Source organism: Actinosynnema sp. NPDC091369 (assembly GCF_044757065.1).
GTDB lineage: Bacteria > Actinomycetota > Actinomycetes > Mycobacteriales > Pseudonocardiaceae > Actinosynnema.
The window spans coordinates 123,561-145,606 of record NZ_JBIVUG010000012.1 but is presented as its reverse complement, the minus strand read 5'-3'; the positions used below and the strand labels follow the sequence as shown (position 1 = coordinate 145,606).

Annotated in this window: 23 protein-coding genes; 9 read left to right on the top strand and 14 right to left on the bottom strand. The window is 73.3% G+C overall.

All coding sequences use genetic code 11. From position 1 onward, the window contains the following. Positions 1-135: 135 nt before the first annotated feature. The 5 genes from ACIQMJ_RS33275 to ACIQMJ_RS33255 form a co-directional block, all read right to left on the bottom strand. Positions 136-1,557, bottom strand: coding sequence for a serine hydrolase (locus ACIQMJ_RS33275; RefSeq protein ID WP_499764952.1), 1,422 nt, complete (start codon positions 1,555-1,557; stop codon positions 136-138). Positions 1,558-1,629: 72 nt separating this feature from the next. Then, complete coding sequence (locus tag ACIQMJ_RS33270; protein WP_499764951.1) at positions 1,630-3,198, bottom strand: sulfatase-like hydrolase/transferase; 1,569 nt, start codon at positions 3,196-3,198, stop codon at positions 1,630-1,632. Then, complete coding sequence (locus ACIQMJ_RS33265; RefSeq protein ID WP_499764950.1) at positions 3,195-3,848, bottom strand: DUF2306 domain-containing protein; 654 nt, start codon at positions 3,846-3,848, stop codon at positions 3,195-3,197. The genes ACIQMJ_RS33270 and ACIQMJ_RS33265 overlap by 4 nt, the downstream gene beginning before the upstream one ends. A gap of 80 nt (positions 3,849-3,928) precedes the next feature. Beyond that, complete coding sequence (locus tag ACIQMJ_RS33260; RefSeq protein ID WP_499764949.1) at positions 3,929-4,579, bottom strand: response regulator; 651 nt, start codon at positions 4,577-4,579, stop codon at positions 3,929-3,931. Continuing rightward, a complete protein-coding gene (locus tag ACIQMJ_RS33255) occupies positions 4,576-5,697 on the bottom strand; it encodes a sensor histidine kinase (RefSeq protein WP_499764948.1) in 1,122 nt (373 codons plus the stop codon). Before ACIQMJ_RS33255 ends, ACIQMJ_RS33260 begins: the two co-directional genes overlap by 4 nt. Positions 5,698-5,773: 76 nt before the next feature. Between ACIQMJ_RS33255 and ACIQMJ_RS33250 the strand changes: the two genes are divergently transcribed. Continuing rightward, positions 5,774-6,445: a RibD family protein gene (locus ACIQMJ_RS33250; RefSeq protein ID WP_499764947.1), complete on the top strand. Its 672-nt coding sequence runs from the start codon at positions 5,774-5,776 to the stop codon at positions 6,443-6,445. On the opposite strand, the gene ACIQMJ_RS33245 is transcribed toward ACIQMJ_RS33250, so the two are convergent. Both ACIQMJ_RS33245 and ACIQMJ_RS33240 read right to left on the bottom strand, forming a co-directional pair. After that, positions 6,427-6,828 (bottom strand): DoxX family protein, encoded by a 402-nt coding sequence (locus ACIQMJ_RS33245; RefSeq protein ID WP_499764946.1) that lies wholly within the window; start codon positions 6,826-6,828, stop codon positions 6,427-6,429. The genes ACIQMJ_RS33250 and ACIQMJ_RS33245 overlap by 19 nt on opposite strands. Next, the gene (locus tag ACIQMJ_RS33240; RefSeq protein ID WP_499764945.1) at positions 6,821-7,540 is read right to left on the bottom strand and encodes a CDP-alcohol phosphatidyltransferase family protein; all 720 of its coding nucleotides are present in this window, start codon (positions 7,538-7,540) and stop codon (positions 6,821-6,823) included. The genes ACIQMJ_RS33245 and ACIQMJ_RS33240 overlap by 8 nt, the downstream gene beginning before the upstream one ends. A gap of 31 nt (positions 7,541-7,571) precedes the next feature. Between ACIQMJ_RS33240 and ACIQMJ_RS33235 the strand changes: the two genes are divergently transcribed. Both ACIQMJ_RS33235 and ACIQMJ_RS33230 read left to right on the top strand, forming a co-directional pair. Beyond that, the gene (locus ACIQMJ_RS33235) at positions 7,572-8,540 is read left to right on the top strand and encodes a zinc-dependent alcohol dehydrogenase (RefSeq protein ID WP_499764944.1); all 969 of its coding nucleotides are present in this window, start codon (positions 7,572-7,574) and stop codon (positions 8,538-8,540) included. Then, positions 8,527-9,210, top strand: coding sequence for a creatininase family protein (locus ACIQMJ_RS33230; protein WP_499764943.1), 684 nt, complete (start codon positions 8,527-8,529; stop codon positions 9,208-9,210). Before ACIQMJ_RS33235 ends, ACIQMJ_RS33230 begins: the two co-directional genes overlap by 14 nt. Here the strand turns inward: ACIQMJ_RS33230 and ACIQMJ_RS33225 are convergent. The 4 genes from ACIQMJ_RS33225 to ACIQMJ_RS33210 form a co-directional block, all read right to left on the bottom strand. After that, positions 9,139-10,032: a lysylphosphatidylglycerol synthase domain-containing protein gene (locus ACIQMJ_RS33225; RefSeq protein WP_499764942.1), complete on the bottom strand. Its 894-nt coding sequence runs from the start codon at positions 10,030-10,032 to the stop codon at positions 9,139-9,141. The two genes, ACIQMJ_RS33230 and ACIQMJ_RS33225, sit on opposite strands and share 72 nt — an antisense overlap. 155 nt (positions 10,033-10,187) lie before the next feature. Beyond that, positions 10,188-10,967 carry a class I SAM-dependent methyltransferase gene (locus ACIQMJ_RS33220; protein WP_499764941.1) on the bottom strand — a complete coding sequence of 260 codons (780 nt, stop codon included), beginning with the start codon at positions 10,965-10,967 and terminating at the stop codon, positions 10,188-10,190. Beyond that, entirely contained in the window at positions 10,964-11,965 is a 1,002-nt protein-coding gene (locus ACIQMJ_RS33215) for a glycosyltransferase family 4 protein (RefSeq protein ID WP_499764940.1), read from the bottom strand. The genes ACIQMJ_RS33220 and ACIQMJ_RS33215 overlap by 4 nt, the downstream gene beginning before the upstream one ends. Continuing rightward, a complete protein-coding gene (locus tag ACIQMJ_RS33210; RefSeq protein ID WP_499765017.1) occupies positions 11,962-12,360 on the bottom strand; it encodes a 6-pyruvoyl trahydropterin synthase family protein in 399 nt (132 codons plus the stop codon). Before ACIQMJ_RS33210 ends, ACIQMJ_RS33215 begins: the two co-directional genes overlap by 4 nt. Before the next feature lie 92 nt (positions 12,361-12,452). Here ACIQMJ_RS33210 and ribA point away from each other — a divergent pair, with 92 nt between their 5' ends. The 6 genes from ribA to ACIQMJ_RS33180 all read left to right on the top strand — a co-directional run bounded on the left by ribA (position 12,453) and on the right by ACIQMJ_RS33180 (position 19,263). Then, positions 12,453-13,100: a GTP cyclohydrolase II gene (gene ribA, locus ACIQMJ_RS33205; RefSeq protein WP_499764939.1), complete on the top strand. Its 648-nt coding sequence runs from the start codon at positions 12,453-12,455 to the stop codon at positions 13,098-13,100. Between the two features lie 135 nt (positions 13,101-13,235). Continuing rightward, positions 13,236-14,648: an alpha/beta hydrolase gene (locus ACIQMJ_RS33200; protein WP_499764938.1), complete on the top strand. Its 1,413-nt coding sequence runs from the start codon at positions 13,236-13,238 to the stop codon at positions 14,646-14,648. 12 nt (positions 14,649-14,660) lie between these two features. Further along, positions 14,661-15,746: a sensor histidine kinase gene (locus ACIQMJ_RS33195; RefSeq protein ID WP_499764937.1), complete on the top strand. Its 1,086-nt coding sequence runs from the start codon at positions 14,661-14,663 to the stop codon at positions 15,744-15,746. After that, positions 15,746-16,384, top strand: a complete 639-nt coding sequence (locus ACIQMJ_RS33190) for a response regulator transcription factor (RefSeq protein WP_499764936.1) — start codon at positions 15,746-15,748, stop codon at positions 16,382-16,384. The genes ACIQMJ_RS33195 and ACIQMJ_RS33190 overlap by 1 nt, the downstream gene beginning before the upstream one ends. Before the next feature lie 46 nt (positions 16,385-16,430). Continuing rightward, on the top strand, positions 16,431-17,678 hold the full coding sequence (locus tag ACIQMJ_RS33185; RefSeq protein ID WP_499764935.1) for a hypothetical protein: 1,248 nt from the start codon (positions 16,431-16,433) through the stop codon (positions 17,676-17,678). A 457-nt stretch (positions 17,679-18,135) separates the two neighbouring features. Further along, positions 18,136-19,263, top strand: a complete 1,128-nt coding sequence (locus ACIQMJ_RS33180; RefSeq protein ID WP_499764934.1) for a hypothetical protein — start codon at positions 18,136-18,138, stop codon at positions 19,261-19,263. Between the two features lie 25 nt (positions 19,264-19,288). On the opposite strand, the gene ACIQMJ_RS33175 is transcribed toward ACIQMJ_RS33180, so the two are convergent. Genes ACIQMJ_RS33175 through ACIQMJ_RS33165 form a run of 3 tightly spaced genes read right to left on the bottom strand, consistent with a single transcriptional unit; the run spans position 19,289 to position 22,033 of the window. Then, the gene (locus ACIQMJ_RS33175; RefSeq protein ID WP_499764933.1) at positions 19,289-20,311 is read right to left on the bottom strand and encodes a LacI family DNA-binding transcriptional regulator; all 1,023 of its coding nucleotides are present in this window, start codon (positions 20,309-20,311) and stop codon (positions 19,289-19,291) included. Positions 20,312-20,318: 7 nt separating this feature from the next. Further along, on the bottom strand, positions 20,319-21,152 hold the full coding sequence (locus ACIQMJ_RS33170; RefSeq protein ID WP_499764932.1) for a carbohydrate ABC transporter permease: 834 nt from the start codon (positions 21,150-21,152) through the stop codon (positions 20,319-20,321). Further along, positions 21,149-22,033 (bottom strand): carbohydrate ABC transporter permease, encoded by an 885-nt coding sequence (locus ACIQMJ_RS33165; protein ID WP_499764931.1) that lies wholly within the window; start codon positions 22,031-22,033, stop codon positions 21,149-21,151. The genes ACIQMJ_RS33170 and ACIQMJ_RS33165 overlap by 4 nt, the downstream gene beginning before the upstream one ends. Between the last annotated feature and the right edge of the window lie 13 nt (positions 22,034-22,046).

The following is a 22,046-nucleotide window of genomic DNA, read 5'->3' as shown; positions in this document are numbered from 1 at the left end:
TGAGCGGCTCGGTGGTCGGGTTCGGCTCGATGTGACATGGGGCCCTTACGGGCACTCCGGGCAGGCCAAAGCACCCGAACCCATGTCACATCGAGCCTCGGAGGTGGGCTCCGGATTCGATGTGTGCAGGTGGGGTTAGGCGGGGTGGGCGGTGATGTGGGGCAGGGGTTGGATGGTGGTCATGATGTGGTCGACGGCCTTGCCCAGTTTCGCGTACTTCTCGGTGTAGAGGACCGGGAAGACGTTGGGGCGGTTGGCGGGGCGGTAGGTGTCGACGTAGTCGGTGCCCAGGTTGCAGAAGGCGACGACGATGTAGTTGCGCCGGTTCTTGTAGGACAGGGACTTGACGATGCCCGCGTCGCTGCCGGTGGTGTCGACCCAGCCGGTCTTGTGGCTGAAGGTGACCTCGGCGGCCTGGTCGCAGGGGCGCACGTCGCTGTCGTAGACGGCCGAGCCGACGCGCATGGTGCCGTCCGGCTGGATCCAGCGGGCCGGTGATCTCTGGGGGATGCCCTGGACCGGGTAGTCGCGGCCGCAGTGGTTGGTGGTGGACAGCATCTCGTTGTGGCCCTGGTCGGCCAGGGACTCCAGGAACTGGGCGCGGGAGGTCTCGCTCAGTTCGAGGCGGGTGATCTCGCGGCCCGTGTCGGTGGTCCAGAGCACGCCGGCGCCGCCGTTGACCAGCAGGAGGAGCTTGGCGGTGTCGATGCTGCTCATGTTCGAGCCGATCCACCGGCCGCCGTTCTCCGGGTTGGTGCCGGTGACCATCAGGGTCGGCATGCCGAGGTCGGCGAAGGTGCGGTTGACCTCGTCCCAGGCGTTCAGGTCGTGCAGCATCTTGATCAGCGCGCAGGTGGACTCGTTCTGCGACTTGGTGATCATCTCGTCGAAGTGCCGGCGGATCACCTTGCTGGACGCGGCGCCGCACACCGGGTGCTGGGTGACCGGTCGGTAGTCGTAGACGGCGTCCAAATCCACCCGGCCCTGGTCGGCCAGGCGCAGGACGCCGAAGCCGACCATCAGCTTGAGGACGGACGCGGGGTACGGGGAGGAGAAGTCGATCGGGGCGTTCTCCCGGCCGGGCAGGACGTCACGGGTGCCACGGCCGCCGTTGACGTCCCACTCGGTGTCGTCCCACCAGCGGTAGCGGATCCGGTCGGTGGACAGCTTGCGCTTGTTCAGCGGGACGACCACGCCGTTGGGGTACTGGGGGCTGAGCAGGACGTCGGCCATCGCGATCGGTCGGCCGAGGCGGTCGAGTTCGATCACGGCGAGGTCCATGTTCGGCGTCTGGTGCAGTGGCCGGGCGGCGGCGAGCTCCGTGGTCAGCTCGGCGGGCAGCGGGTCGTACTTCTCCGGTGCGCCTGCCTTGGACGCCGCGACGAGGTCCGGCGGGGTCAGGTCGAGCACGTCCTTGAAGTCCTGGGCGACGACGGCCTGGCGCAGGGATTCGGCCAGGAGGGTGCTCACGTCCTCGCTCATCGCCATCGCGGGCGTGGCCGAGAGCAGCACCGAGGCGGTGGTGACGGCGAGCAGTTTGCGTCGGAAGGATCTCATTGCACTCCCCCATGAAGTGATCCGTTTGCCTCATCGACGGTAGTGCATTCGCCGCCTGTGCGTGACCGGGCGTTAGCCGAACGTGGTCAGGAACTGGTCGCGGAAGGTGTTCATGGGGCGCACGGGTGCTCCGGGGCCGGGGCGCAGGCCGTCGGTCCAGCCCCAGGCGGTCGCGTGGTCGAGGACGGTCCGGTCGCGGGACACGAGGGTGATCGGCACGTCGTGGCTCGCGTCGGGTCCGGTGACGAACGGGGCGGGTTGGTGGTCGCCGAGGAACACGAGCACGAAGTCGTCGTCGCCGTAGGTCTCCACGTAGGACACGAGGGTGTTGACGGAGTACTCGACGGTGCGGGCGTAGTCGGCGCGCACGAGGGTCGGGTCGCGGCCGAACATGGCTTCGGCGGGGGCCTCGCCGTTGGCCATGGAGTGGTAGACCGAGCCGTCGCCGAGGCCGTCCCAGCCGACCGTGCCGGGTGCGGGCGACCACGGGGCGTGGCTGGACAGCAGGGGGATGGCGGCCATCACGGGGGTGTGCGCGTCGGCGCGCTCGAACTGCTGGAACCTCGACAGGGTGAACTCGTCGGGTGTGGTGGCGTAGCCGAAGCGCGGACCGCGGTAGTCGAGGTCGTCGAACGCGTAGATCCGGTCGTAGTCGAAGAAGTCGCCTTCCGGCCAGGTCTTCGTGATGCCCGGCATGACGCCGACCGAGCGCCAGCCCGCGCGCCGGAACGCGCCGCCGAGCGTCAAGCGGTCGCTGGCCAGCAGGGTGCGGTAGCGCTGCTGGTTGTCGACCCACAGTCCGGACAGGAGGGTGGCCTGGGCGAGCCAGCTGCCGCCGCCGGCCGTCGGCGAGGTGAGGAACGCGCTGCGGGAGCCGTAGCCGGCGGCGGCCAGGCGGCGGGTGCCGGTGTCGAGCGCGGCGGTCACGTGCGGGGCGATGTCCGGGTGTTCCACGGCGGATCGGCCATAGCTCTCGACGAACGCCACGACGACGTCCTTGCCCCGCAGTCGAGTGAGCAGTGCGTCGTTCGTGGCGAAGGGGTCGTTGGCCGATTCCGCGGCGAAGTCGTCGCGGTCGCGCAGGCCAGCCTCGACGCGGAGCGCCTGGTCGTGGACGAACGCGGCGGTGCCGTGCGAGGCGATCGGCAGGGTGGTCCACACGACGGCGAGCACGGCGACGGCGCGGGCGGCGGGTTGTCGGTGGCGAGTCACCGCGTTGGAGAGCCGTGCGGCGGAACGCGCGGTCAGGACGACGAGTGCGGCGGCCAGGGATACGGCGGCGATCACGGCGGTGACGGCGGCGAACCTGCCCGCGGTCACGTCCACGTAGTCGACGGCGGGACCGAGCAGGGGCCAGTCGAGCACGAGGTCGAACGGGCGGAACAGGACCGCGTCGAAGCCGAGGTCCAGGGCCTTCAGCACGAGCAGCAGGCCCAGGAACGCGCCGGCGGTGAGTGCCGCCGGTTCGCGCGCGCGTTCGGGGAGCACGAGCACCAGGACGACGCCCAGCAGGGCTTCCACCGGCAGGCGCAGGAACGTGGTGAAGGTCAGCGCGTCGACGTCGCTCGGCAGGAGCAGGGCGAACAGGACGAACAGGGCCGCCAGGGCCGTGCCGGCCCGGCGTGCGACGTGTTCGGTCATGCCGTCCTCTCCAGTGGTCCTGACCGGTACAACGCGCGGCGGCGGCGGAGCGGTTCACGGATGACCCATTCCGCGGCGGCGGCGTTGATCACCCAGGCGAGGCCGAGCAGGAGGGTCCTGGTCAGGCCGGCGGCCGGGCCGACGAGCAGCACCCACGCGATCGTGACCAGCGCCTGCGTGCCCGCGCCCTGGGCGAGCGCGTAGCCGCGGATCATCCACGCGCGGTGGCGGGCGACGTCACGTCGGCGGATCGCCAGGAAGCCGAGGACGAGGGCCAGGACGGTGGTGGAGCCGGCCACGAGGCGGAACGCGGCCAGCAGGTCGCCGTCGCCTTCCGGGTAGGGGTAGAAGAGGGTCATCCACAGGCCGGTCAGTGCCATCAGGAGGCCGGCCGGGACGAGGAGCCGGCCGAGGTAGCGGTGGCGGCGTCTGGTCGAGGTGAACTGGAAGGCGCCGCCGAGGCAGTAGACGACGGCGCTGAAGATGTGCAGCAGCACGGGCACGGGTGCGGCGAAGAACCGCGCGTTCTCGGGGGTGACCTCGCCCGCGGCCAGGTCGGTGAGGCGCAGCGCGCCGCCTCCCATCGGGATGAGGGTCAGCGCGATCAACGCGGTGGGCACGAGCCAGGCGGCCCTGCGGGAGGAGGTCATGGCGGAAGTCTGCGGACGGGCGCGGCGCGGGACATCGGGCGAAGGGCCGGAGCCGGGCGGTACCTCCGGGCGGGTGGGGTCTAGTACTTCCGGCCGGTCTCGTAGGCCCACAGGGCGATCTCGACCCGGTTGCGGGCGCCCAGCTTGGCCATCAGGCTCGCGACGTGCGTCTTGACCGTGCTCAGGGTGATGTGCAGCTCGCTCGCGATCTCGCTGTTGGTGCGGCCGCGCGCCACGGTCGCCAGGACCTGTTCCTCGCGGTCGGTGAGCGGTTCGACGGGTTGGGCGGGTGACGCGGGTTCGGCGGCGGCGAAGGTCTTGAGCAGCCGGGCGGTGATGTTGGGTGCGATCAGCGCGTCGCCCTCGGCGGCGGCGTGCACGGCCTGGGTGAGCAGGGCGGGTCCGGCGTCCTTGAGCAGGAAGCCGACGGCGCCCGCGCGCAGGGCGGCGTAGACGTACTCGTCCAGGTCGAACGTGGTGATGACGACGACGGCGAGCGGGTCCGGCACGTCCGGGCCGGCCAGCAGCCGGGTGGCCTCGATGCCGTCGACGCCGGGCATGCGGATGTCGAACAGGCACACGTCGGGGCGCAGGCCCCGGGCCAGGCGCACGGCTTCCCGCCCGTCGCCCGCCGCGCCGACCACCTCGATGCCGGGTTGGGCGTCGAGGATCATGGTCAGGCCGGTGCGGACGATCTCCTGGTCGTCGGCGACGACCACGCGGACGCTCATGCGGGTGTTCCCGTCCGGGGCAGGGTGGCGGTCACGGTCCAGCCACGGGCGTCGGGGCCCGCCGCGCAGGTGCCGCCGAGCAGGTCCGCCCGCTCGAACATGCCGATGAGCCCGTAGCCCGGGGTGGTCGGCGCGGTGCCCTCGCCGTCGTCGCTGACGCGCAGGTGCACGGACGTGGCGTCGGCGGCGACGCGGACCTCGATGCGGGTGGCGTGCCGGGCGTGCCGCTGCGCGTTGGTGACGGCTTCCTGGGCCAGGCGGTAGACCGCCGCGTCGATCGACGGGTGCACGTCGTCCAGGTCGCCGGTGATGCCCACGTCGACCGACGGGCCGGCGCGGTGCGCGGTGGCCAGGTGTTCGAGGTCGGCGATGCGCGGGCTGGGTGCGAGGTCGGCCGATTCGCCGCGCCGCAGCACGCGCACCATCGCGCGCATCTCGGCGAGGGCGCGTGACGCCTCGGCCTCGATCAGGCGCAACGCGTCCACGGCCGCGTCCGGCTGCCCCACCGCGAGGCCCGCCTGGGCGCGGATCGCGATGGCGGACACGTGGTGGGCGACGGTGTCGTGCAGGTCCCTTGCCAGCCGTTCCCGTTCCAGGAGCTTGACCCGGTCCAGCTCGCGGGTCCGCAGCCGGGACCGGTAGCGCATGGCGACGCCGAGGGCGGTGGCGGCGAAGACGACGGTCAGGCCGCCGATCGCGTCGGCGAGCGACAGGTCGCGCAGGGCCATGGAGACGCACGCGCTGCCGGTCACCAGGGCCAGGCCCAGCACGGCTTCGCGGCCGGAACCCCACCGCACCACCGAGTACACCAGGACCAGCAGGAACGCCGTCGTGTACGGCTCGCCGCGGGCGTAGCCGGTGATCAGCGGGACCAGGCCCGTGACGCCGAAGGCGAGGACGACCACGAGCAGCGGCCGGGTTCGGCGCCACAGCAGCGCGGGCAGCAGGGCGATCGTGACGGCCGCCCACAGGAAGCGCCACGGGAAGTCCGGTCGGAGGACGGCTTCCAGCAGCGCGGCGGGCACGAGCGCGCCCACCAGCGCCCAGTCGCGCCACACCCGCGTCGGGGCGTGGTGCGGCCGGGGTTCGGCCCAGGTGGAGCGCAGGACGTGCGGCACCCGCTGATGGTAGGAGAGCCGCGCCCGCCGCGGATCGGCCTTAAGTACGAGACGCCGCCGTCGGTACGGTGGGGTCGTGACCCGTCCGTACGTCCTGCTCAGCGTGGCCGTCAGCGTGGACGGCCACATCGACGACCGCGGCGCGCAACGGTTCCCGCTGTCCAACGCCGAGGACTTCGACCACGTCGACCAGGCGCGGGCGGAGTCCGGCGCGATCCTGGTCGGCGCGGCGACGATCCGCCGCGACAACCCGCGCCTGCTGGTCAGGCACGCGCGCCGCCGTGCCGCCCGGGTGGCGGCTGGCCGGCCCGAGCACCCGTTGAAGGTGACCGTGACCGGCAGCGGCGACCTCGACCCGACGCGCGCGTTCTGGCACCACGGCGGCGACAAGCTCGTCTACACCGCCGAGCACGGGCACGGGCGGGCGGTCACGGCCGTCGGCGAGCTGGCGGAGGTGGTGTCGCTCGGCCCGTCGGTCGACTTCGGGGCGGTGCTGGACGACCTCGGCGCGCGGGGCGTGGACCGGCTCATGGTGGAGGGCGGCGGCACGGTCCACACCGCGTTCCTGGCCGCCGGGCTGGCCGACGAGATCCGGATGGCGGTCGCGCCGATGCTCATCGGCCAGGCCGAAGCGCCCCGGTTCGTCAACCCGGCGGAGTTCCCGGGCGGTCCGGCGCGCCGCTTCCACCTGGAGGACGTGACCCGGCTCGGCGACGTCGCCGTGCTGCGCTACTTCCCGAAGCGCTGAAGCAGGTCCCGGGTGGTGCCGCGGCGACCCCACGCCACGATGGCGGCCGTCACGAGCAGCATGGCGGGCAGCACCGCGCCCGACGAGTCGTTCAGCACGAACAGCTCCGTGACGACCGCGCCGGCCATCACGCCGACCAGGCCCGACGCGGCGAGCCCGCAGAGGATCGGCACGAGCAAGCCGAGCGCGCCGGCGATCTCCAGCACCCCCGTCACGTACCGCAGCCACTGACCGGACCCGATCCTGTCGAACTTGCCCACGAAGTCGTCGCCGAGCAGCGACACACCGCTGTGGACGAAGTACGCGGCCAGCAGCACCTGCAACACCCACAGGGCGATGCCGGCGACGGTGCGGACGACGTTCGGGCGAGCTGCGTCAGCCACGGGTGGCTCCTCCCAGCGGTGCGGGGGCGTTGCGCCACAACCAGGCGATGTCACGGCCGAACGACCAGAGGAGCGAGGCGAGCGCGAGTCCGACGAGGACGGTCGGGAGCGGCAGCAGGCCGGAAGCGGCGGCGACCAGGGTGACCCCCTGCACGGCCGCCACCACCTTGCGGGCCCGACTCGGCGGCAGCGCGCCCCTCAACCACCCCCAGCCCCAGGACGCCGCGACGAACGCGTACCGCAGCGCGCCCATCACGAGCACCCACGGGCCGAGGTCCGCGGCGACGTGCACGCTGAGCACCAGGATCAGGAACGCGTCGACCTCCATGTCGAACCGCGCGCCCAGCGCCGACGCCGTGCCCGTGCGGCGCGCGACCTGCCCGTCCACGAAGTCCAGGGCCAGCGCCGCGGACGCGAGCACGACCAGCAGCGCGGTGTGGTCGCCGCCGTCGGCCACCAGGGCCGTGACGGCACCGACCAGCAGCCCCCTGGCCGACGTGACGCGGTCGGCCGGTCCGAGCGCCGACCCCGCCCGTCGCACCGCACCGCCGAGCAACGCCTGGTTGGCCACCGCGTGCGCGATGCCGGCGAGCCACCCGAGCAGACCCAGCCCGACCGTGCCCTCCAACACGCCGAGCAGGACCAGCTGGCCCCCGGCCCACGCGGCCGGCTCGGTGTCGAGCCGGGCCGAGGTGTGGTGAAGTGTCGTCATCGTGCCCCTCGTCGTTCGGAGGTTGTACTAGGTGACACGCTCTGCGAGGGCCCTCTGGTTCACCTCTCCGGGAAAAAGTGAGATCCGGGCGGTGTCGCTGCCCGAACCCGGACCGGACGACGTGCTGGTGCGCACGCTGCACTCGGGGATCAGCCGGGGCACGGAGAGCCTGGTCCTGCGCGGTGGCGTGCCGGAGAGCCAGCACGACGTGATGCGGGCGCCGTTCCAGGAGGGCGAGTTCCCGTGGCCGGTGAAGTACGGCTACCTCAACGTCGGCGTGGTGGAGCAGGGGCCGCTGCTCGGCCGCACGGTGTTCTGCCTCCATCCGCATCAGACGCACTACGTGGTGCCGGCCGACGCCGTCACGCCCGTGCCGGACGCGGTGCCCGCCGCACGGGCCGTGCTCGCCGGGACGGTGGAGACGGCGGTGAACGCGCTGTGGGACGCCAAGCCGTTGATCGGCGACCGGATCGCGGTCGTCGGCGGCGGGATGGTCGGGTGCAGCGTGGCGGCCGTGCTGGCCCGGTTCCCGGGCGTGCGGCTGCAACTCGTGGACGCCGATCCGGGCCGTGCGGCGGTGGCCGACGCGTTGGGGGTCGCGTTCGCGTCGCCCGGGGACGCCGAGGGGAACTGCGACCTGGTCGTGCACGCGAGCGCGTCCGAGGAAGGGCTGGCCCGGTCGTTGGCGCTGCTCGCGCCGGAAGGGCAGGTGGTGGAGCTGAGCTGGTACGGCGACCGGCCGGTGTCGGTGCCGCTGGGCGAGTTCTTCCACTCGCGGCGGCTGCGGGTGCGCAGCAGCCAGGTGGGCGTGGTGGCGCGGCCGGACCGCACGTACGCCGAGCGGATGGCGTTGGCGCTGGACCTGCTCGCCGATCCGGCGTTCGACGCGCTGATCACCGGGGCGAGCCGGTTCGACGACCTGCCGTCGCTGCTGGCCGGTGGCGCGCTGCCGCCGCTGTGCCACCGCGTTGACTACGGTTCCGGGCATGTTCCTGCCTGACACCACCGAGGACGTGCGGGCACGCGCGGCGACCGTGGCGGTGCTGCCCGTCGGCAGCCACGAGCAGCACGGCCCGTACCTGCCGCTGGCCACGGACACGGTCGTCGCCTGCGCCATCGCGCGGGCGATCGGCGACGCGCACCCCGTGCAGGTGCTGCCGCCGATCACGATCTCGTGCTCGCACGAGCACGCCGCGTGGCCCGGGACGGTGAGCATCTCGGCGCGCACGCTGCACGCGGTGGTGCGGGACGTCGCGGACTCGTTGCGCCGGGCGGGCGTGCCGAACCTGGTGCTGGTCAGCGGGCACGGCGGGAACTACGTGCTGGCGAACGTGGTGCAGGAGTCGGAGGGGATGGCGCTGTTCCCCGGCAGCGGCGACTGGGCCGCGGCACGGGCCGCCGCCGGGGTGGTGACGTCGTCGCGCAGCGACATGCACGCCGGTGAGCTGGAGACGTCCATCCTCCTGCACGCCCACCCGGAGCTGGTGCGACCAGGCTACGAGACGGCCGACCACCTGGCCGACGACCGGCCGCACCTGCTCACGCTGGGCCTCGGCCCGTACACGACGTCCGGGGTGGTCGGGCGGCCTTCCCTGGCGTCAGCCGACAAGGGCCGGGACGTGCTCGCGGCCCTCGTCGAGTCGTTCCGGCCGTACCTGGCGCTGTTCTGAGGTCCGGAACAGGGTGAGCACGCCGGGCAGGCTGCTGATCAGCGCCAGCACGCCGTAGACGACGCCGGTGGTGACGCCGTGCGCGGCGCCGAGCCCGGCGGCCCCGAACGCCACCGCGAGGAACGCCTCCCTCGGCCCGAAGCCGCCCACGTTCAGCGGGACGGCCATCACCAGCAGGGCGAGCACGAGCAGCGGGAGCAGCCGGGTGAGCGGGGCGTGCGCGCCGGCGGCCCCGGCCGCGACGGCGAACAACGCCACGTGCCCGGCCACCGTGACGGCGGACAGCAGGGCGACCTTCGGCAGGACCGCGCGGTTGAGCAGGCCGGTGCGCGCGTCGTGCCAGGTGGTGCGCACCGCTCGGCGGACCTTCGCCGACAGGGACGCCGACGCCAGGACGAGCAGGGCCACCGGCACGGCCGGCCCGGGAACCCCGACCGGCACGGACCCCGTGACCACCACGGCCGCGCCGACGGCGATCAGCACGGCCTGGCCGGCTGCGCGCTCGAACACCACCGCACGCACTCCGCGCCCGACGTCGCCGGCCCGCCGGCCGTGGCTCACGGCCCGGTGCACGTCGCCCAGCACGCCCGCGGGCAGGACGGCGTTGAGCAGCAGGGCGCGGTAGTAGTCGGAGACGGCGGCGGCGAGGGTGAGCGGCAGGCCGAGGCGGCGGGCGACGAGGCACCACCGCCACGCGCTCGCCACGGTGGTCAGCAGGCCGATGCCCAGGGCGGCGGCGACGGATCGCGCGTCGACCGCCCGGAGCCCGTCCAGGAACGCGTCGGCACCCCACCGCCACCCCAGGCCGGCGAGGATGGCCACCGCGGCGACGAGGCGGAGCCACGGCCGGACCCGCTGCCTGGGTCCGGTCGCGGGCGGGCCCGCCGGGACACCGCCCGCGGCTCCTGGGCGGTCCGCCGCAGCACCGCCCGGTGCCCCGGGTGCCACCCGACCCGACCGCCCCGCCGTCCGCCGCGTCACCGGGGCACGGCCAGCAGGTCCGCGTGGCCGACCACCACGCGCGGACCGTGTTCGAGCTTGCGGCGCACGTAAGCCGGTGCCCCGGCAGCCAGTCGGGGGTCCTGCTCGACCGCCGCCCCCACCCACCCGCGCAGCCACTCCCCCGCCAGCGCGGCCTGCTCCGGGCCCAGCCGCCACGGGCTCGGGCTCGTCGTCACCTCCGCGCCGCGCCGCTCGAACGCCGCCACCGCCACGTCGACCGCGTCCGGGCCCAGCAGGCGACGCCCGTCGACCACCCGGCGCTGGTGCGCGTCGAACGCCGCCGCGAAGTCCGCGTCCAGCGCCTCCGCCGGGTCGAACTCCACCCGGCCCACCACCGACAGCGTGAACAGCGCCGGGCACCCCGCGTCCACGCACGCGCCCGCCAGCCCGTCCACCTCCTCGGCGGTCAGCAGGTCCAGCAGCGCCGACGCGGTGACCAGCGACGTCCCGGCCAGGTCCGCGCCGGTCATGCCGGTCACGTCACCCTCGTGCGTCTCGATCGTCACCCCGCTCACGGTCGCCGCCGCGATGCTGAGCAGCCGGGGGTCCCGGTCGTGCAGCACCCAGTGCTGCGGACCTCCCAGCCGTCCGGCGAGCCATCGTCCCAACGATCCCGTGCCACACCCGAGATCACGCACCACGAGGGGTGACCGGTTCAGAACGATCTTGCGGAGCCGGTCGACCAGGTCGAGCGCGCGGGCCTCCGCGTCGGCCTTCTCGCGCAGGGACAGCCATTCCGGGGCGAAGGTGCTCATGGCCGCAGACTAGCCAGCACCTCGGCCAGCCGGGTCGCCGTCTCGTCCCAAGTGGACAGTTCGCGACGGCGCGCCAGGGCACGACCGCGCAGGTCGCGCCGCCACGCGTCATCCGTCAACCACCGCCGCACGGCGTCGGCGAACGCCTCCACGTCACCGGAGGGCAGCAGCACCCCGCCGTCGCCGAGCGCGTCCGGCACGGCGCTGGCCACCACCGGCACGCCCCGCGCCAACGCCTCGGTCACCACCATCCCGTACGTCTCGGCCCACGACGCCAGCACGAACAGGTCCGCCGTCGCGTACGCGCGGTCCAGGGGCGGTCCGTCGAGGGGACCGGTCAGCTCGATCCGCGCGCCCAGGCCGTGCCGCTCGACCACCTCGCGCACCGGCCACCGCTCCGCGCCGACGAACGCACAGGTCCACGGCAGGTCTGCCACCGAGGCCAGCGCGCGCACCAGCACGTCGTGCCCCTTGCGCGGCGTCACGGAAGCCACGCAGAGCAACCGGGAGGCACCGTCCGTGCCGGTGGCCAACGGCGCCGGGTCGACGCCGGGCGTGACGACGTGGACCCGGGCGAGGGAGTGGTGCGACACGAGCCGCCGCGCCGCCGACGGACTCGTGGCCACGACGGCGCGGACCGCGCGCAGGCACTCGCGTTCGGCGGCGTCCAACCGGGACGCCTCGGACGGCTCCAGCCCCGTCTCGTCGGCCAACGGCAGGTGCACCAGCACCACCAACCGCAACCGGTCGGCGTGCGGCACGACGACGTCCGGCACACCGCACGCCACCAGCCCGTCGAGCACGACGACCGAGCCGTCCCCGATCCCGCCCAGCACCCGGCCCAGCGCCGCACGGTCCGCCGGGTCGGGTCGCGGCCACGCGCCGGGCACCTCGACGTCGTGCACCGAACCCAGCTCCTGGATGACGCGCCGGTCGTAGGCGTTGCCGCCGCTGGGCGACGCCGGGTCGTCACGGGGACGGACGAAGTGGACCGTCACAGCGCGCGTTCGTAGCTCGCCCAGGCGACGTGCGACTCGTGCAGCGTGACCTCGATCCCGGACAGCCCCCGCGCGCCCTCGCCGAGCGCCCCCGCGTGCACGGCGTCCGCCAGCGCGTCCGCGATGTGCTTGGCCAGGAACTCGGTCGACGTGTTCACCCCGGCGAACTCCGGCACGTCGTCCAGGTTGCGGTAGTTGAGCTCGGCGAGGACGGCGCGCAGCCGCTCGGTCGCGAGTCCGATGTCGACGACGATGTTGTCCGCGTCGAGCTCGTCCCGCTTGAACCGGGCGTCCACCACGAACGTCGCCCCGTGGAGCCGTTGTGCCGGGCCGAAGACCTCGCCGCGGAAGCTGTGGGCGACCATCACGTGGTCGCGAACGGTGATGCTGAACAGGGTGACCTCCGCCGATCTTGCGAGCTACCGTGCGAGTACCGGCCGAGCGTAGTGAACGCGCCCGCCGGTGTCGGGTGCGACGAGGGAGCCGGATGCGCGAAGGAGCCTTCAACGACGAGGACGTGGCGGAGTCGGACCTGGTGACGCGCCGCGGCACGTTCCGCGCGGTGGCGTTCCGGGCCGACGGGCACGAGCACATGGCGTTGGTCCACGGCGCGGCGGACGCGCGGGAGGACGTGCTGGTGCGCGTGCACTCCGAGTGCATGACCGGCGACATCTTCGGCGCGATGCGCTGCGAGTGCGGCGACCAGCTGGACGCGGCGCTGGACCGGATCGTCGCCGAGGGCGGCGGCATCCTGATCTACCTGCGCGGCCACGAGGGGCGCGGCATCGGCTTGGTGGACAAGGTGCGCACGCACGTGCTCCAGGACGAGCAGGGCTTGGACACGCTCGACTCCGCGACCACGCTCGGCCTGCCGGTCGACGTCCGCGACTACTCCCCCGCCGCGCGCATCCTCAAGCACCTGCGCGTCACGTCGGTGCGGTTGATGTCGAACAACCCGGACAAGATCGCGGCGCTGACGGCCCGCGGCATCGAGGTCTCGGCCCGCGTGCCGCACCTGGCCCCGCCGAACCGGCACAACATCGGCTACCTGACCGCCAAGCGCGACCGCCTCGGCCACGACCTGCCCCAGGTGGACCTGTTCGCCGCCGACCCACCGACCACCGCCGACCGCTGACGGACAAGCCGGTGGGCGTGATCGGCCCCGTCGTCTCGCCGCGCGGGATCCCGCTTCCGGGACGTGCCGCTCCCGCTCGGAAGATCTGTCGGAAGGCAGACGCGCGGGCAGGTGCCGGCCGCCCAGGCTGGGCGCATGAGGAGAACGTTCACAGGTGTGGTGGGCGCGGTCGGCCTGGTCGCCGCGCTCGTCGTCGCGCCGGGGGTCGCGCAGGCCACCGGGAACGCCGTGTCGTGGGTCGACTGCGGTGACGGGTTGCAGTGCGGCGGGGTGACCGTGCCGGCGGACTGGGGCAGGCCGGGCGGCGCGCGGGTCCGGCTGGGTGTCGCCCGGTTGCCCGCGCGGGACCAGGCGACGAAGAAGGGCGTGCTGTTCGTCAACCTCGGCGGGCCGGCGCAGCAGATCTCGGTGCTGCGCGTCGCCCAGGGCGCGTTCACCGACCTGACCCGGTGGTTCGACGTGGTGGTCTCCGACCCGCGAGGGTTCGAGGAGAGCGCCGGCATCGCGTGCCCGTACCCGGCGCCGCTGCCGGAGAACGTGGAGTGGGCGTCCCCGGACCGGGCCACCTACGAGCGGTACCGGACGGCGAACCACCGGTTCGGCGTCGACTGCGGGCGGGTGGCCGCCGGGCCGTTGGCGGGCCGGCTCGACTCGTGGCAGGTCGCGCACGACGTGGACGCCATCCGGGCCGCGCTCGGGCAGGAGCGGCTGGACTACTACGGCAACTCCTACGGCACGGTGATCGCGCAGGCGTACGCGCGGCTCTTCCCGAACCGGGTCGGGCGGATGTACCTGGACAGCGTGCTGGACCACACCCGCCGGACGTGGACGGACTGGCTGCTGCCCCGGGCGCGGACCATGGAGCACAACATGGTGCGGTTCGCGCGGTGGTGCGACGCGGAGGCCACCTGCGCGCTGCACGGGCGTGACGTGCTGGCGGTCTGGGACGAAGTGCTCGCCCGGGCCGCGCGCGAGCCGATCCCGGCCGGCGACGCGACGGTGAACGCGTCCAGGATCGCGTCGCGGACCAACCCCGGCTTCGAAGGCGAGTGGCCCGACCTGGCGCGCGCCATCGCCGAGGCGCACGCGGGCGACGCGACCCGGTTCGCCGAGCAGCCCGTCGGCGGGCGCGACCCGGACCTGTCCCGGATCGCGTTCTGCGCCGACTTCCCGTACCCCTCCGACCACCGGGTGCTGAAGTCCTGGGAGGACGGGTTGCGCCGCGTCACGCCGCACATCGGGTGGGTCGCTACGTGGCCGATGGCGTACCACTGCGCCGGCCTGCCCGACACCGGCACGTACCCGCCGCGCCCGCTGCGGGTCTCCGGGCTGGGGCCGGTGCTGATCGCCAGTGGCGAGCACGACTCCACCACGCCGCCGGAGGACGCGCGGCGGGTGGCGGCGCAGCTCGGGAACGCGCGGTACCTGCCGGTGAAAGGCGGGCACGCGCTGTACCTGAGCGGCCACCCGTGCGTCCGCGAGCACGTCCACCGGTACCTGGTCGACGGCGTGCTGCCGCCGGACGGGACGGCTTGCGGCGTTGCGTAGACGATGGTCCGCGTGAGGGTCCTGCGGGAAGTCCTGCTCGTCGTCGGCGTCACGGCGGCGTTGGTGCTCCTGGCGCGGTGGGAGGGGCCGGGTGGACCGCCGCAGGGGCTGGGGTTGCTGGTCGGCTCCAGCCTCTGCGTCACCCTGCCGCTGGTGCTGCGGCGCGTGCTGCCGTTGACGTCGGCGGTGCTGTCGGCGGTGGTGGGGTTGGGCGGGCTCGGGTTCCTGCCCGCGTGGCCGGGCATGCTGGTCACCATGGGCGCGTTCTGCGCGGCCGTGTACCACCGCGAGCGCGGGCCGGGGCTGGTGCTCGCGGTGTGCGGGTGCTGGGTGCTGGTCAGCGCGGTGATCGCGGGCAGCCCGGTGCAGGTGTTCACCGTGACGGACCTGGTGGTGATGGGTGTCGCGCCGGTGGCGACCGGGTACGCGCTGCGGCTGCACCGGGACCGGGCGGAGCAGGCGTTGCGGGTGCAGCGGGCGGAGGCCGACCGCGTGCTGGCCGAGGAACGGGCGCAGGTGGCCCGGGACGTGCACGACAGCGTCGGCCACCACCTCACCGCGATCCGGATGCAGGCGACGGCCGTGCGGCGGGTGCTGGGCGGCGAGCCCCCGGTCGCCGACCGGGCGCTGGGGACCATCGCGGACCTGTCGTCGTCCGCCCTGGACGAGGTGCGGGGGTTGTTGAGCACGCTGCGGGACGTGCCCGTCGGTGCGGGGTTGGCGGAGCTGGACCGGCTGGTCGAGCGGTTGTCCGGGCCGGATCGGCGGATCGCGGTGACGTGGTCCGGCCAGGCCGCGCGGGCGGTGCCGGCCCCGGTCGACCGGACGGCGTACCAAGTGGTGCGGGAGGCGTTGACCAACGTCGTCCGGCACTCCGGCGCGGGCGGGGTGGAGGTGCGGTTGCACCGGGACCGGGACCGGCTGGTCGTCACCGTCGTCGACGACGGACCGGTGGCGGACTCGCCGCGGCTGGAGGGGCAGGGCATCCGGGGGATGCGGGAACGGGTGCGGCAGCTCGGTGGCACGCTCGCCGTCGGGCCGCGCGAGTCGGGCGGGTGGCGGGTGCGCGCCGAGCTGCCGACGGGAGGGACGGCGTAGTGGCGATCCGGGTGGTCGTCGCCGACGACCAGGCGGCGGTGCGGGACGCGCTGCGGATGGTGCTGGACGGCGAGCCGGACATCGAGGTGGTCGGTGAGGCGGCGAGCGGCGCGGAGGCCGTGCACGTGGCGCTGGCCCGGCGGCCCGACGTGGTCGTGATGGACCTGCGGATGCCGCACGGCGACGGGATCGCGGCGATCACCCGGCTGGGCGGGGCCGGGCCGAAGGTCCTGGCGCTGACGACGTTCGACGTGGACGAGTACCTGTTCGGGGCGTTGGCGGCGGGCGCGGGTGGGTTCCTGTTGAAGGACAGCGACCCCGCGTTGTTGCTGGACGCCGTGCGCGGGCTGCACGGGGGACGGGGGTTGATCGACCCCAGGGTCACCGGACGGCTCATCGCCCGGTTCGCCCAGCTGTCACCCCGACCGGCGCCCCGCCCGGTCGACCGGCTCACCGCGCGTGAGCGGGAGGTGTTGGCGCACGTGGTGCGGGGGCTGAGCAACGCGGAGATCGCCGGTGCGCTGACCATCGAGGAGGGCACGGTGAAGACGCACGTCGCCCGCATCCTCACCAAGCTCGGGCTGCGCACGCGGGTGCACGCGGTGATCTACGCCTACGAGCACGGCCTGGTGCGGTGACAGTGGGCGTGGTGGACGAACGGGTGTCGCCCAATAGGGTCAACGGGTGCCCATCGCATTCGACACGACCGGCCTCCACCACCACGACCAGAACACCTGGGTGAACCCCACCACCGGTGACCAGGTCAGCCTCAGCTACTTCGACCTGGTGCCGGACCTGCCCGCGTCGTTGGACGACATGCCGAAGCTGCGGCACGACCTGGCGGTCGCCACCGGCGAGGTGGGGTGCCTGATCGAGGCGCACCACGTGCGGCTGGGCGACGTGCCCGCGTTGTTCCAGGTGGTGAAGGTGCCGCTGCCGAACCAGCCGTCGGGGCAGGTGTTCATCGGCTCGTTCACCGTGCCCAAGGCCGGCAGCAGCGCCGTGCTCAAGATGCAGGCGGCGGAGCAGGGGCGGACCGGCATGCGGGAGGCCGTGCTGGTGGCGCAGCTCGGGTTCGACGGGTGGGTCATGCCGCACCCGTACGCGCCGGAGGTGCAGGGGCGGCTGCCGTTCCACAAGGGCGACGACCCGCGTTACGACGCCCAGTTCGCCGACCACCCGCTGACCCGCGTCCGGGCGTGGGCGCACCACGTCATCCGCACCGCGCGGGTCGACCCGCGGTTCGCCGAGCTGCCGCCGTTCTCGCCGGGTGCGGCGGTGCCGGAGGTGGGGTCGACGCTGACGACCGTCGTGCCCGGCCTGCCGGTGGGCGGGTACCTGCCGCTGTGGATCGACGACGAGTGCACGTTCTGGCGGATGGCCGAGCCGGACGTGGTGCTGGGCAAGCTGGGGCTCGGGGCGCTCGCGCGCACGCCGTTGACCGATCGGCGGTTCCGCGACCTGGTCGCGCTGGACGAGTCGTCGTCCACGATCATGCTGCCCCACCGCTACCGCTCGGACGGCGGCGGGATCGAGGGCGTCGTGACGGGCGTGACGCGGGTGGCCGGGGTCGAGGCGCACGAGGCGCTGACCACGGACACGTTGCTGGAGGCGTTCCGCTGGATCGGCCGGGTGAGCGCGGCGGCGGCGGAGCGGGGCGAGTACGTCGCCGTGGAGCCGGGCACGCACACCGCCGACCTGGCCGAGCCTTACGTGCTGCTGGCCGTGCGGGAGCACGAGGGTCAGCGGATCTCGATCGCCCAGACCTCCCCCACCCCGCCGGCCGAAACGCCGATGTGGCTGGGCCAGGCGTCCCTGAACGCCCCGGCCACCCCCGAGACCGTCGAGGCGGGCGGCCTGCTGGCCATGTACGCGATGAACACGTGGTCCGAACACCCCCTCCGCCTCTGCCTGACCTTCACCCCCCACTAACCCGCGAGTCGAACGCTCAAGTCCCGAGAGTCGAACGCTCAGGTCCCGAGAGTCCTACGCTCAGGTCCCGAGAGTCCTACGTTCAGGACCCCTGAATTCAACGCTCGCGCCACACACCGTTAGGCGTGAGCGTTGAACTCGGGGGTCCTGAGCGTTCGACTCTCGAGACCTGAGTGTTCGACTCTCGGGTTTGGGTGAGGTGGGGGTGACGTGGGACGCTGAGGCGCACAGCCCCGTTCGGGCTGGTCATCCACGGTGCGCAGTCGGCTCCCGGCGCTCGGCCGGGCCAACGGCACGCTTCACGCTCCCACCCCGCGACCGGCGGGCTCTTGCGGCACCGACCTCCACACCACCGTGTGGCGTTCGAGGCCGTCCCGACTCACCCCCACGGGAGCACGCCATCAGCACCTCCACCCCGCTGCCTCAGGCCGTAGTCGCACCTCGCGCGCTCACCGACGTGTACGGACCCGACATCGCCGTCTGCGCCCGCCCGGCCGCCGCCGACCCCCGGCACCGCACCACCGTCGACGCGCTCTCCGCACGCCCGATCGCCGTCGCCGGCGCCACGCCGGTCATCTGCAGCGCGGGCGGCACGGACCCGGAACTGCTGGCGCGGCTGCGCGACGGCGGCCTGCCGGTCGGCGACGACCTGCGCGACTTCCGCGACGAGGCCGGGTTCGCCGCCCGCGTCACCGAGGCGATGGCCGACGGCCTGCCGATCTCCATGGAGTACCCGCACCCGACCGCGCTGTGCCCCGACGACCGCCTGGTCAAGACCGCGCGCCTCGTCGGCTACCTGAACAACAAGGCCACCATCAGCACGTTCGTCGCCCCGCGCTTCCACGCCCGCCGCGACGTCGTCACGCGCGCCGACCTCGCCGAGGCCGCGCCCGCCGGGCGGTCCTGGGTGCTCAAGGCCGCCACGGACGACGCGCACGGCGGCAGCCTCGACGTCTACCTGCACGAGGCGGGCGACCGGGTCGCGTTCCCGGCGTTCACCGACCTGCTGGGTGAGTTCGTGGTCGAGGAGTACCTGCACCTCGTGCGCAACTGGGGCGTCCAGCTCTACGTCGGACCGGACGCCGCGGCCCGCCTGCTCGCCGTCACCGAACAACGCGTGGACGACACCGGCGTCTACGTCGGCGGTCGCTTCGGCCCGGTCAGCCCGCTGCCGCCGGACCTGCTCGCGGAGTGCCTCGCGATCACCCAACGCGCCGCCGACCTCGGCTACCGCGGCCTGTGCAGCCTGGACTGCGCCGAGACGCTGGACGGCCGGCTGGTCATGCTCGACCTGAACTTCCGGATCACCAGCGGCTCGATCCCGCTGCTCGCCCTGCAGTCGCTGCGCCCCGACGCGCTCGACGGCTACGCGGAGTCGGTGAAGCTGACGGCCGCCACCCCGCTGGCCGACCTGCTCGCCCACGTCCGCCCGGCCCTGGACGCGGGCGGCGTGCTCATCACCTCCGGCCACGACACCACCCGCACCGACAACCCGGCCGTGCTCAGCACCCTGCAACTGCTGGTGCACGGCAACGACCCGGAAGCCGTCACGGCCCGCCGCAGAGCCGTGGAACTCGCCCGCTGACGGGCACGCCGCCCGCCCGGGGGCGTCAGGTCGAGGCCCGCACGACCAGTTCGGTCGGCAGGATGGAGGCGGCCGGTGGTTCGCCTTGGATCTGCTCCAGCAGGAGGCGGACCATCTCGCGGGTGATGCGCTGGAACGGTTGGCGCACCGTGGTCAGGGCGGGGCGGGTGGAGGTGGCGATGCTGGAGTCGTCGAAGCCGCCCACGGCGACGTCCTCCGGCACGCGGCGGCCCGAGTCGTGCAGGACGTTCAGCGCGCCGGCGGCCATCAGGTCGGACGCCACGAACACCGCGTCCAGGTCCGGGGCGCGGTCCAGCAGGGCGGACATGGCGGCCTCGCCGCCGGCACGGCTGTAGTCGCCGTGCGCGATCAGGTCCGGGGTGGCGTCGGCCCCGAGCACGTCCCGGTAGCCGGCGAGCCGTTCGACGCCGCCCGGTGTGTCGGGCGGGCCGGTGATGGTGGCGATGCGCCGACGCCCGCGCGACCGCAGGTGCTCGACCATCAGCCGCGCGCCGGAGCGGTCGTCGGCGGCGGCGTAGGCGACCTGGCCCTCGTGGCCGATCGGCTTGCCGCAGGCTACGACGGGGATGCCCGAGTCGCGCAGCTCCTCCAGCAGCGGGTTGCCGGTGTGCGACGACACCAGCAGCACGCCGTCCACGTGGCCGGCGGCGATGAAGCGGCTCGTGCGCTTGCGCTCCACCTCGGTGCTGGCGGTCATGAGCAGCACGGGCACGTCGACCTCGGCGAGCTCCTGGGTGCAGCCCTGGAGCAGGATGCTGAAGTTCGGGTCCTCGAACAGCCGCTGCTGCGGCTCGGTGAGCACGAACGCCACGGAGTGCGCGCGCTGGGTGACGAGGCTGCGCGCGGCCGGGTTGGCGACGTACCCCGTGGTCCGCACGGCCTTCAGCACGGCCTCCAGCGCGGCGGGGCTGACGTTGCGGCCGCCGTTGAGCGCGCGCGACACCGTGCCCCGGGACACGCCCGCGGCCGCCGCCACGTCGTGGATGGTCGGCCGGTGCCGCGCCGCCTTGCTGCGCTCGACGCTCATGACTCCCTCATGCTTTCACCGCTCCGGAGAGCAAGTCGATGCGCCAGTATCGCTGCAACGTCAGGAACAGCGCGATCAAGGGCAGCACCGACACCAGCGATCCGGTGACGACCAGGGTGTAGAGCGCGGGCGTGGTGTTGCCCTGCTTGAGCATCGTGTAGAGCCCCAGCGTGACCGGGAACTTCCCGTCGTCGCCGAGCATGATGTAGGGCAGCATGAAGTTGTTCCAGATCGACACGAACTGGAACAGGAACACGGTGACCAGGCCCGGGACCATCATCGGCAGCGCGATGGACCCCAGGATGCGCACCTCGCTCGCCCCGTCCGTGCGGGCCGCCTCGACCACGTCCTCCGGCACGGACGCGGCGGCGTAGATGCGGGCCAGGTAGATGCCGTACGGGCTGATCACGCTCGGCAGCAGCACGGACAGGTAGGTGTCGGTCAGGCCGACCTCCGCCAGCAGCAGGTACTGCGGGACGGCCAGCACCACGGCGGGCACGAGCACGCCCGCGATGAGCGCGTTGAAGATCAGCGCCCGACCCCGGAACGCGTACTTGGCCAGCGCGTACCCGGTCACGCCGGACAGCGCCGCGGACAGCAGCGCCCCCAGCCCCGCGTACAGCGCGGAGTTCGCCATCCACCGCCAGAACACGCCGCCGCGGTAGCCGTTCAGCTCGCCCAGGTTCGCCACCAGCGACGACCCGACCGACAGCGTCGTCGTGGAGAACAGCTCACCGGTGCTCTTCGTCGCCGCGACCAGCACCCACGCCACCGGGAACAGGCAGTACACCGCACCCAGGAGCAGCACGAACGTGGGCAGGCCGCCCAGCCGCGCCCTCACCGCTCACCCCCGAACGCCCGCGACCGCGTCACCCGCAGCAGCCCGAACGAGATCACGAACATCACCGCGGCGATCAGCACCGACGTCGCGGCGGCGGAGTAGAGGTCACCGCGGCCGAACGCGTCCTGGTAGACCTTCATCAACGGCGTCCAGGTGAGCGAGAGCGAGTTGGTCAGCGGCGCCAGCGTGGTCGGCTCGGCGAACACCTGAAGCGTCGCGATGACCGAGAACAACGACGTCAGCACCAGCGCGGGCGCGAGCAGCGGGATCTTGATCCGCACCGCGACCTGCCACGGCGTGCAGCCGTCGATCCGGGCCGCCTCGTACAGGTCGCGCGGGATGGACCGCAGCGCGGTGTAGAGGACGACCATGTTGTAGCCGACACCGCCCCACACCGCGATGTTGGCCAGCGCGAAGTAGATCCCGGTGGGCGACAGCAGGTCCACCCCGGGCAGCGACAGCTCGCGCAGCAGCTGGTTGAACGGGCTGGTGCCGGGCAGGTACAGGAAGCCCCACAGCAGCGACGCGATCACGCCCGGCACCGCGTACGGCAGGAAGATCGCGATGCGGCTGAACCCGCGGGCCCGAACCCGGTCCTCGTCCAGCAGCAGCGCGAACACCAGGGCCAGGCCCAGCATCGTCGGCACGAGGATCGCGCCGTAGCCGACCACCCGCAACGCGCCCGCACCCAACTCGGAGTCGGTGAGCGCGCGCACGTAGTTGTCCAGGCCCACGAACACCTCGGAGCGGCTGCCCCGGCCCAGCCCGAGGCCCTTGACCTCGGTGCGGAACAGGCTCAGGTACACCGTGTAGGCGATCGGCAGCGCGAACACCAGCACGAACAGCACCACCGCCGGGGCTATGAAGGCGTACGGCGCCACCCTGGGCGCCGCA

Coding starts and splice junctions, on each gene's coding strand:
- ACIQMJ_RS33275 (WP_499764952.1), bottom strand. CDS start 1,557: ATGAGATCCTTCCGACGCAAACTGCTCGCCGTCACCACCGCCTCGGTG.
- ACIQMJ_RS33270 (WP_499764951.1), bottom strand. CDS start 3,198: ATGACCGAACACGTCGCACGCCGGGCCGGCACGGCCCTGGCGGCCCTG.
- ACIQMJ_RS33265 (WP_499764950.1), bottom strand. CDS start 3,848: ATGACCTCCTCCCGCAGGGCCGCCTGGCTCGTGCCCACCGCGTTGATC.
- ACIQMJ_RS33260 (WP_499764949.1), bottom strand. CDS start 4,579: ATGAGCGTCCGCGTGGTCGTCGCCGACGACCAGGAGATCGTCCGCACC.
- ACIQMJ_RS33240 (WP_499764945.1), bottom strand. CDS start 7,540: ATGACGACACTTCACCACACCTCGGCCCGGCTCGACACCGAGCCGGCC.
- ACIQMJ_RS33230 (WP_499764943.1), top strand. CDS start 8,527: ATGTTCCTGCCTGACACCACCGAGGACGTGCGGGCACGCGCGGCGACC.
- ACIQMJ_RS33220 (WP_499764941.1), bottom strand. CDS start 10,967: ATGAGCACCTTCGCCCCGGAATGGCTGTCCCTGCGCGAGAAGGCCGAC.
- ribA (WP_499764939.1), top strand. CDS start 12,453: ATGCGCGAAGGAGCCTTCAACGACGAGGACGTGGCGGAGTCGGACCTG.
- ACIQMJ_RS33200 (WP_499764938.1), top strand. CDS start 13,236: ATGAGGAGAACGTTCACAGGTGTGGTGGGCGCGGTCGGCCTGGTCGCC.
- ACIQMJ_RS33175 (WP_499764933.1), bottom strand. CDS start 20,311: ATGAGCGTCGAGCGCAGCAAGGCGGCGCGGCACCGGCCGACCATCCAC.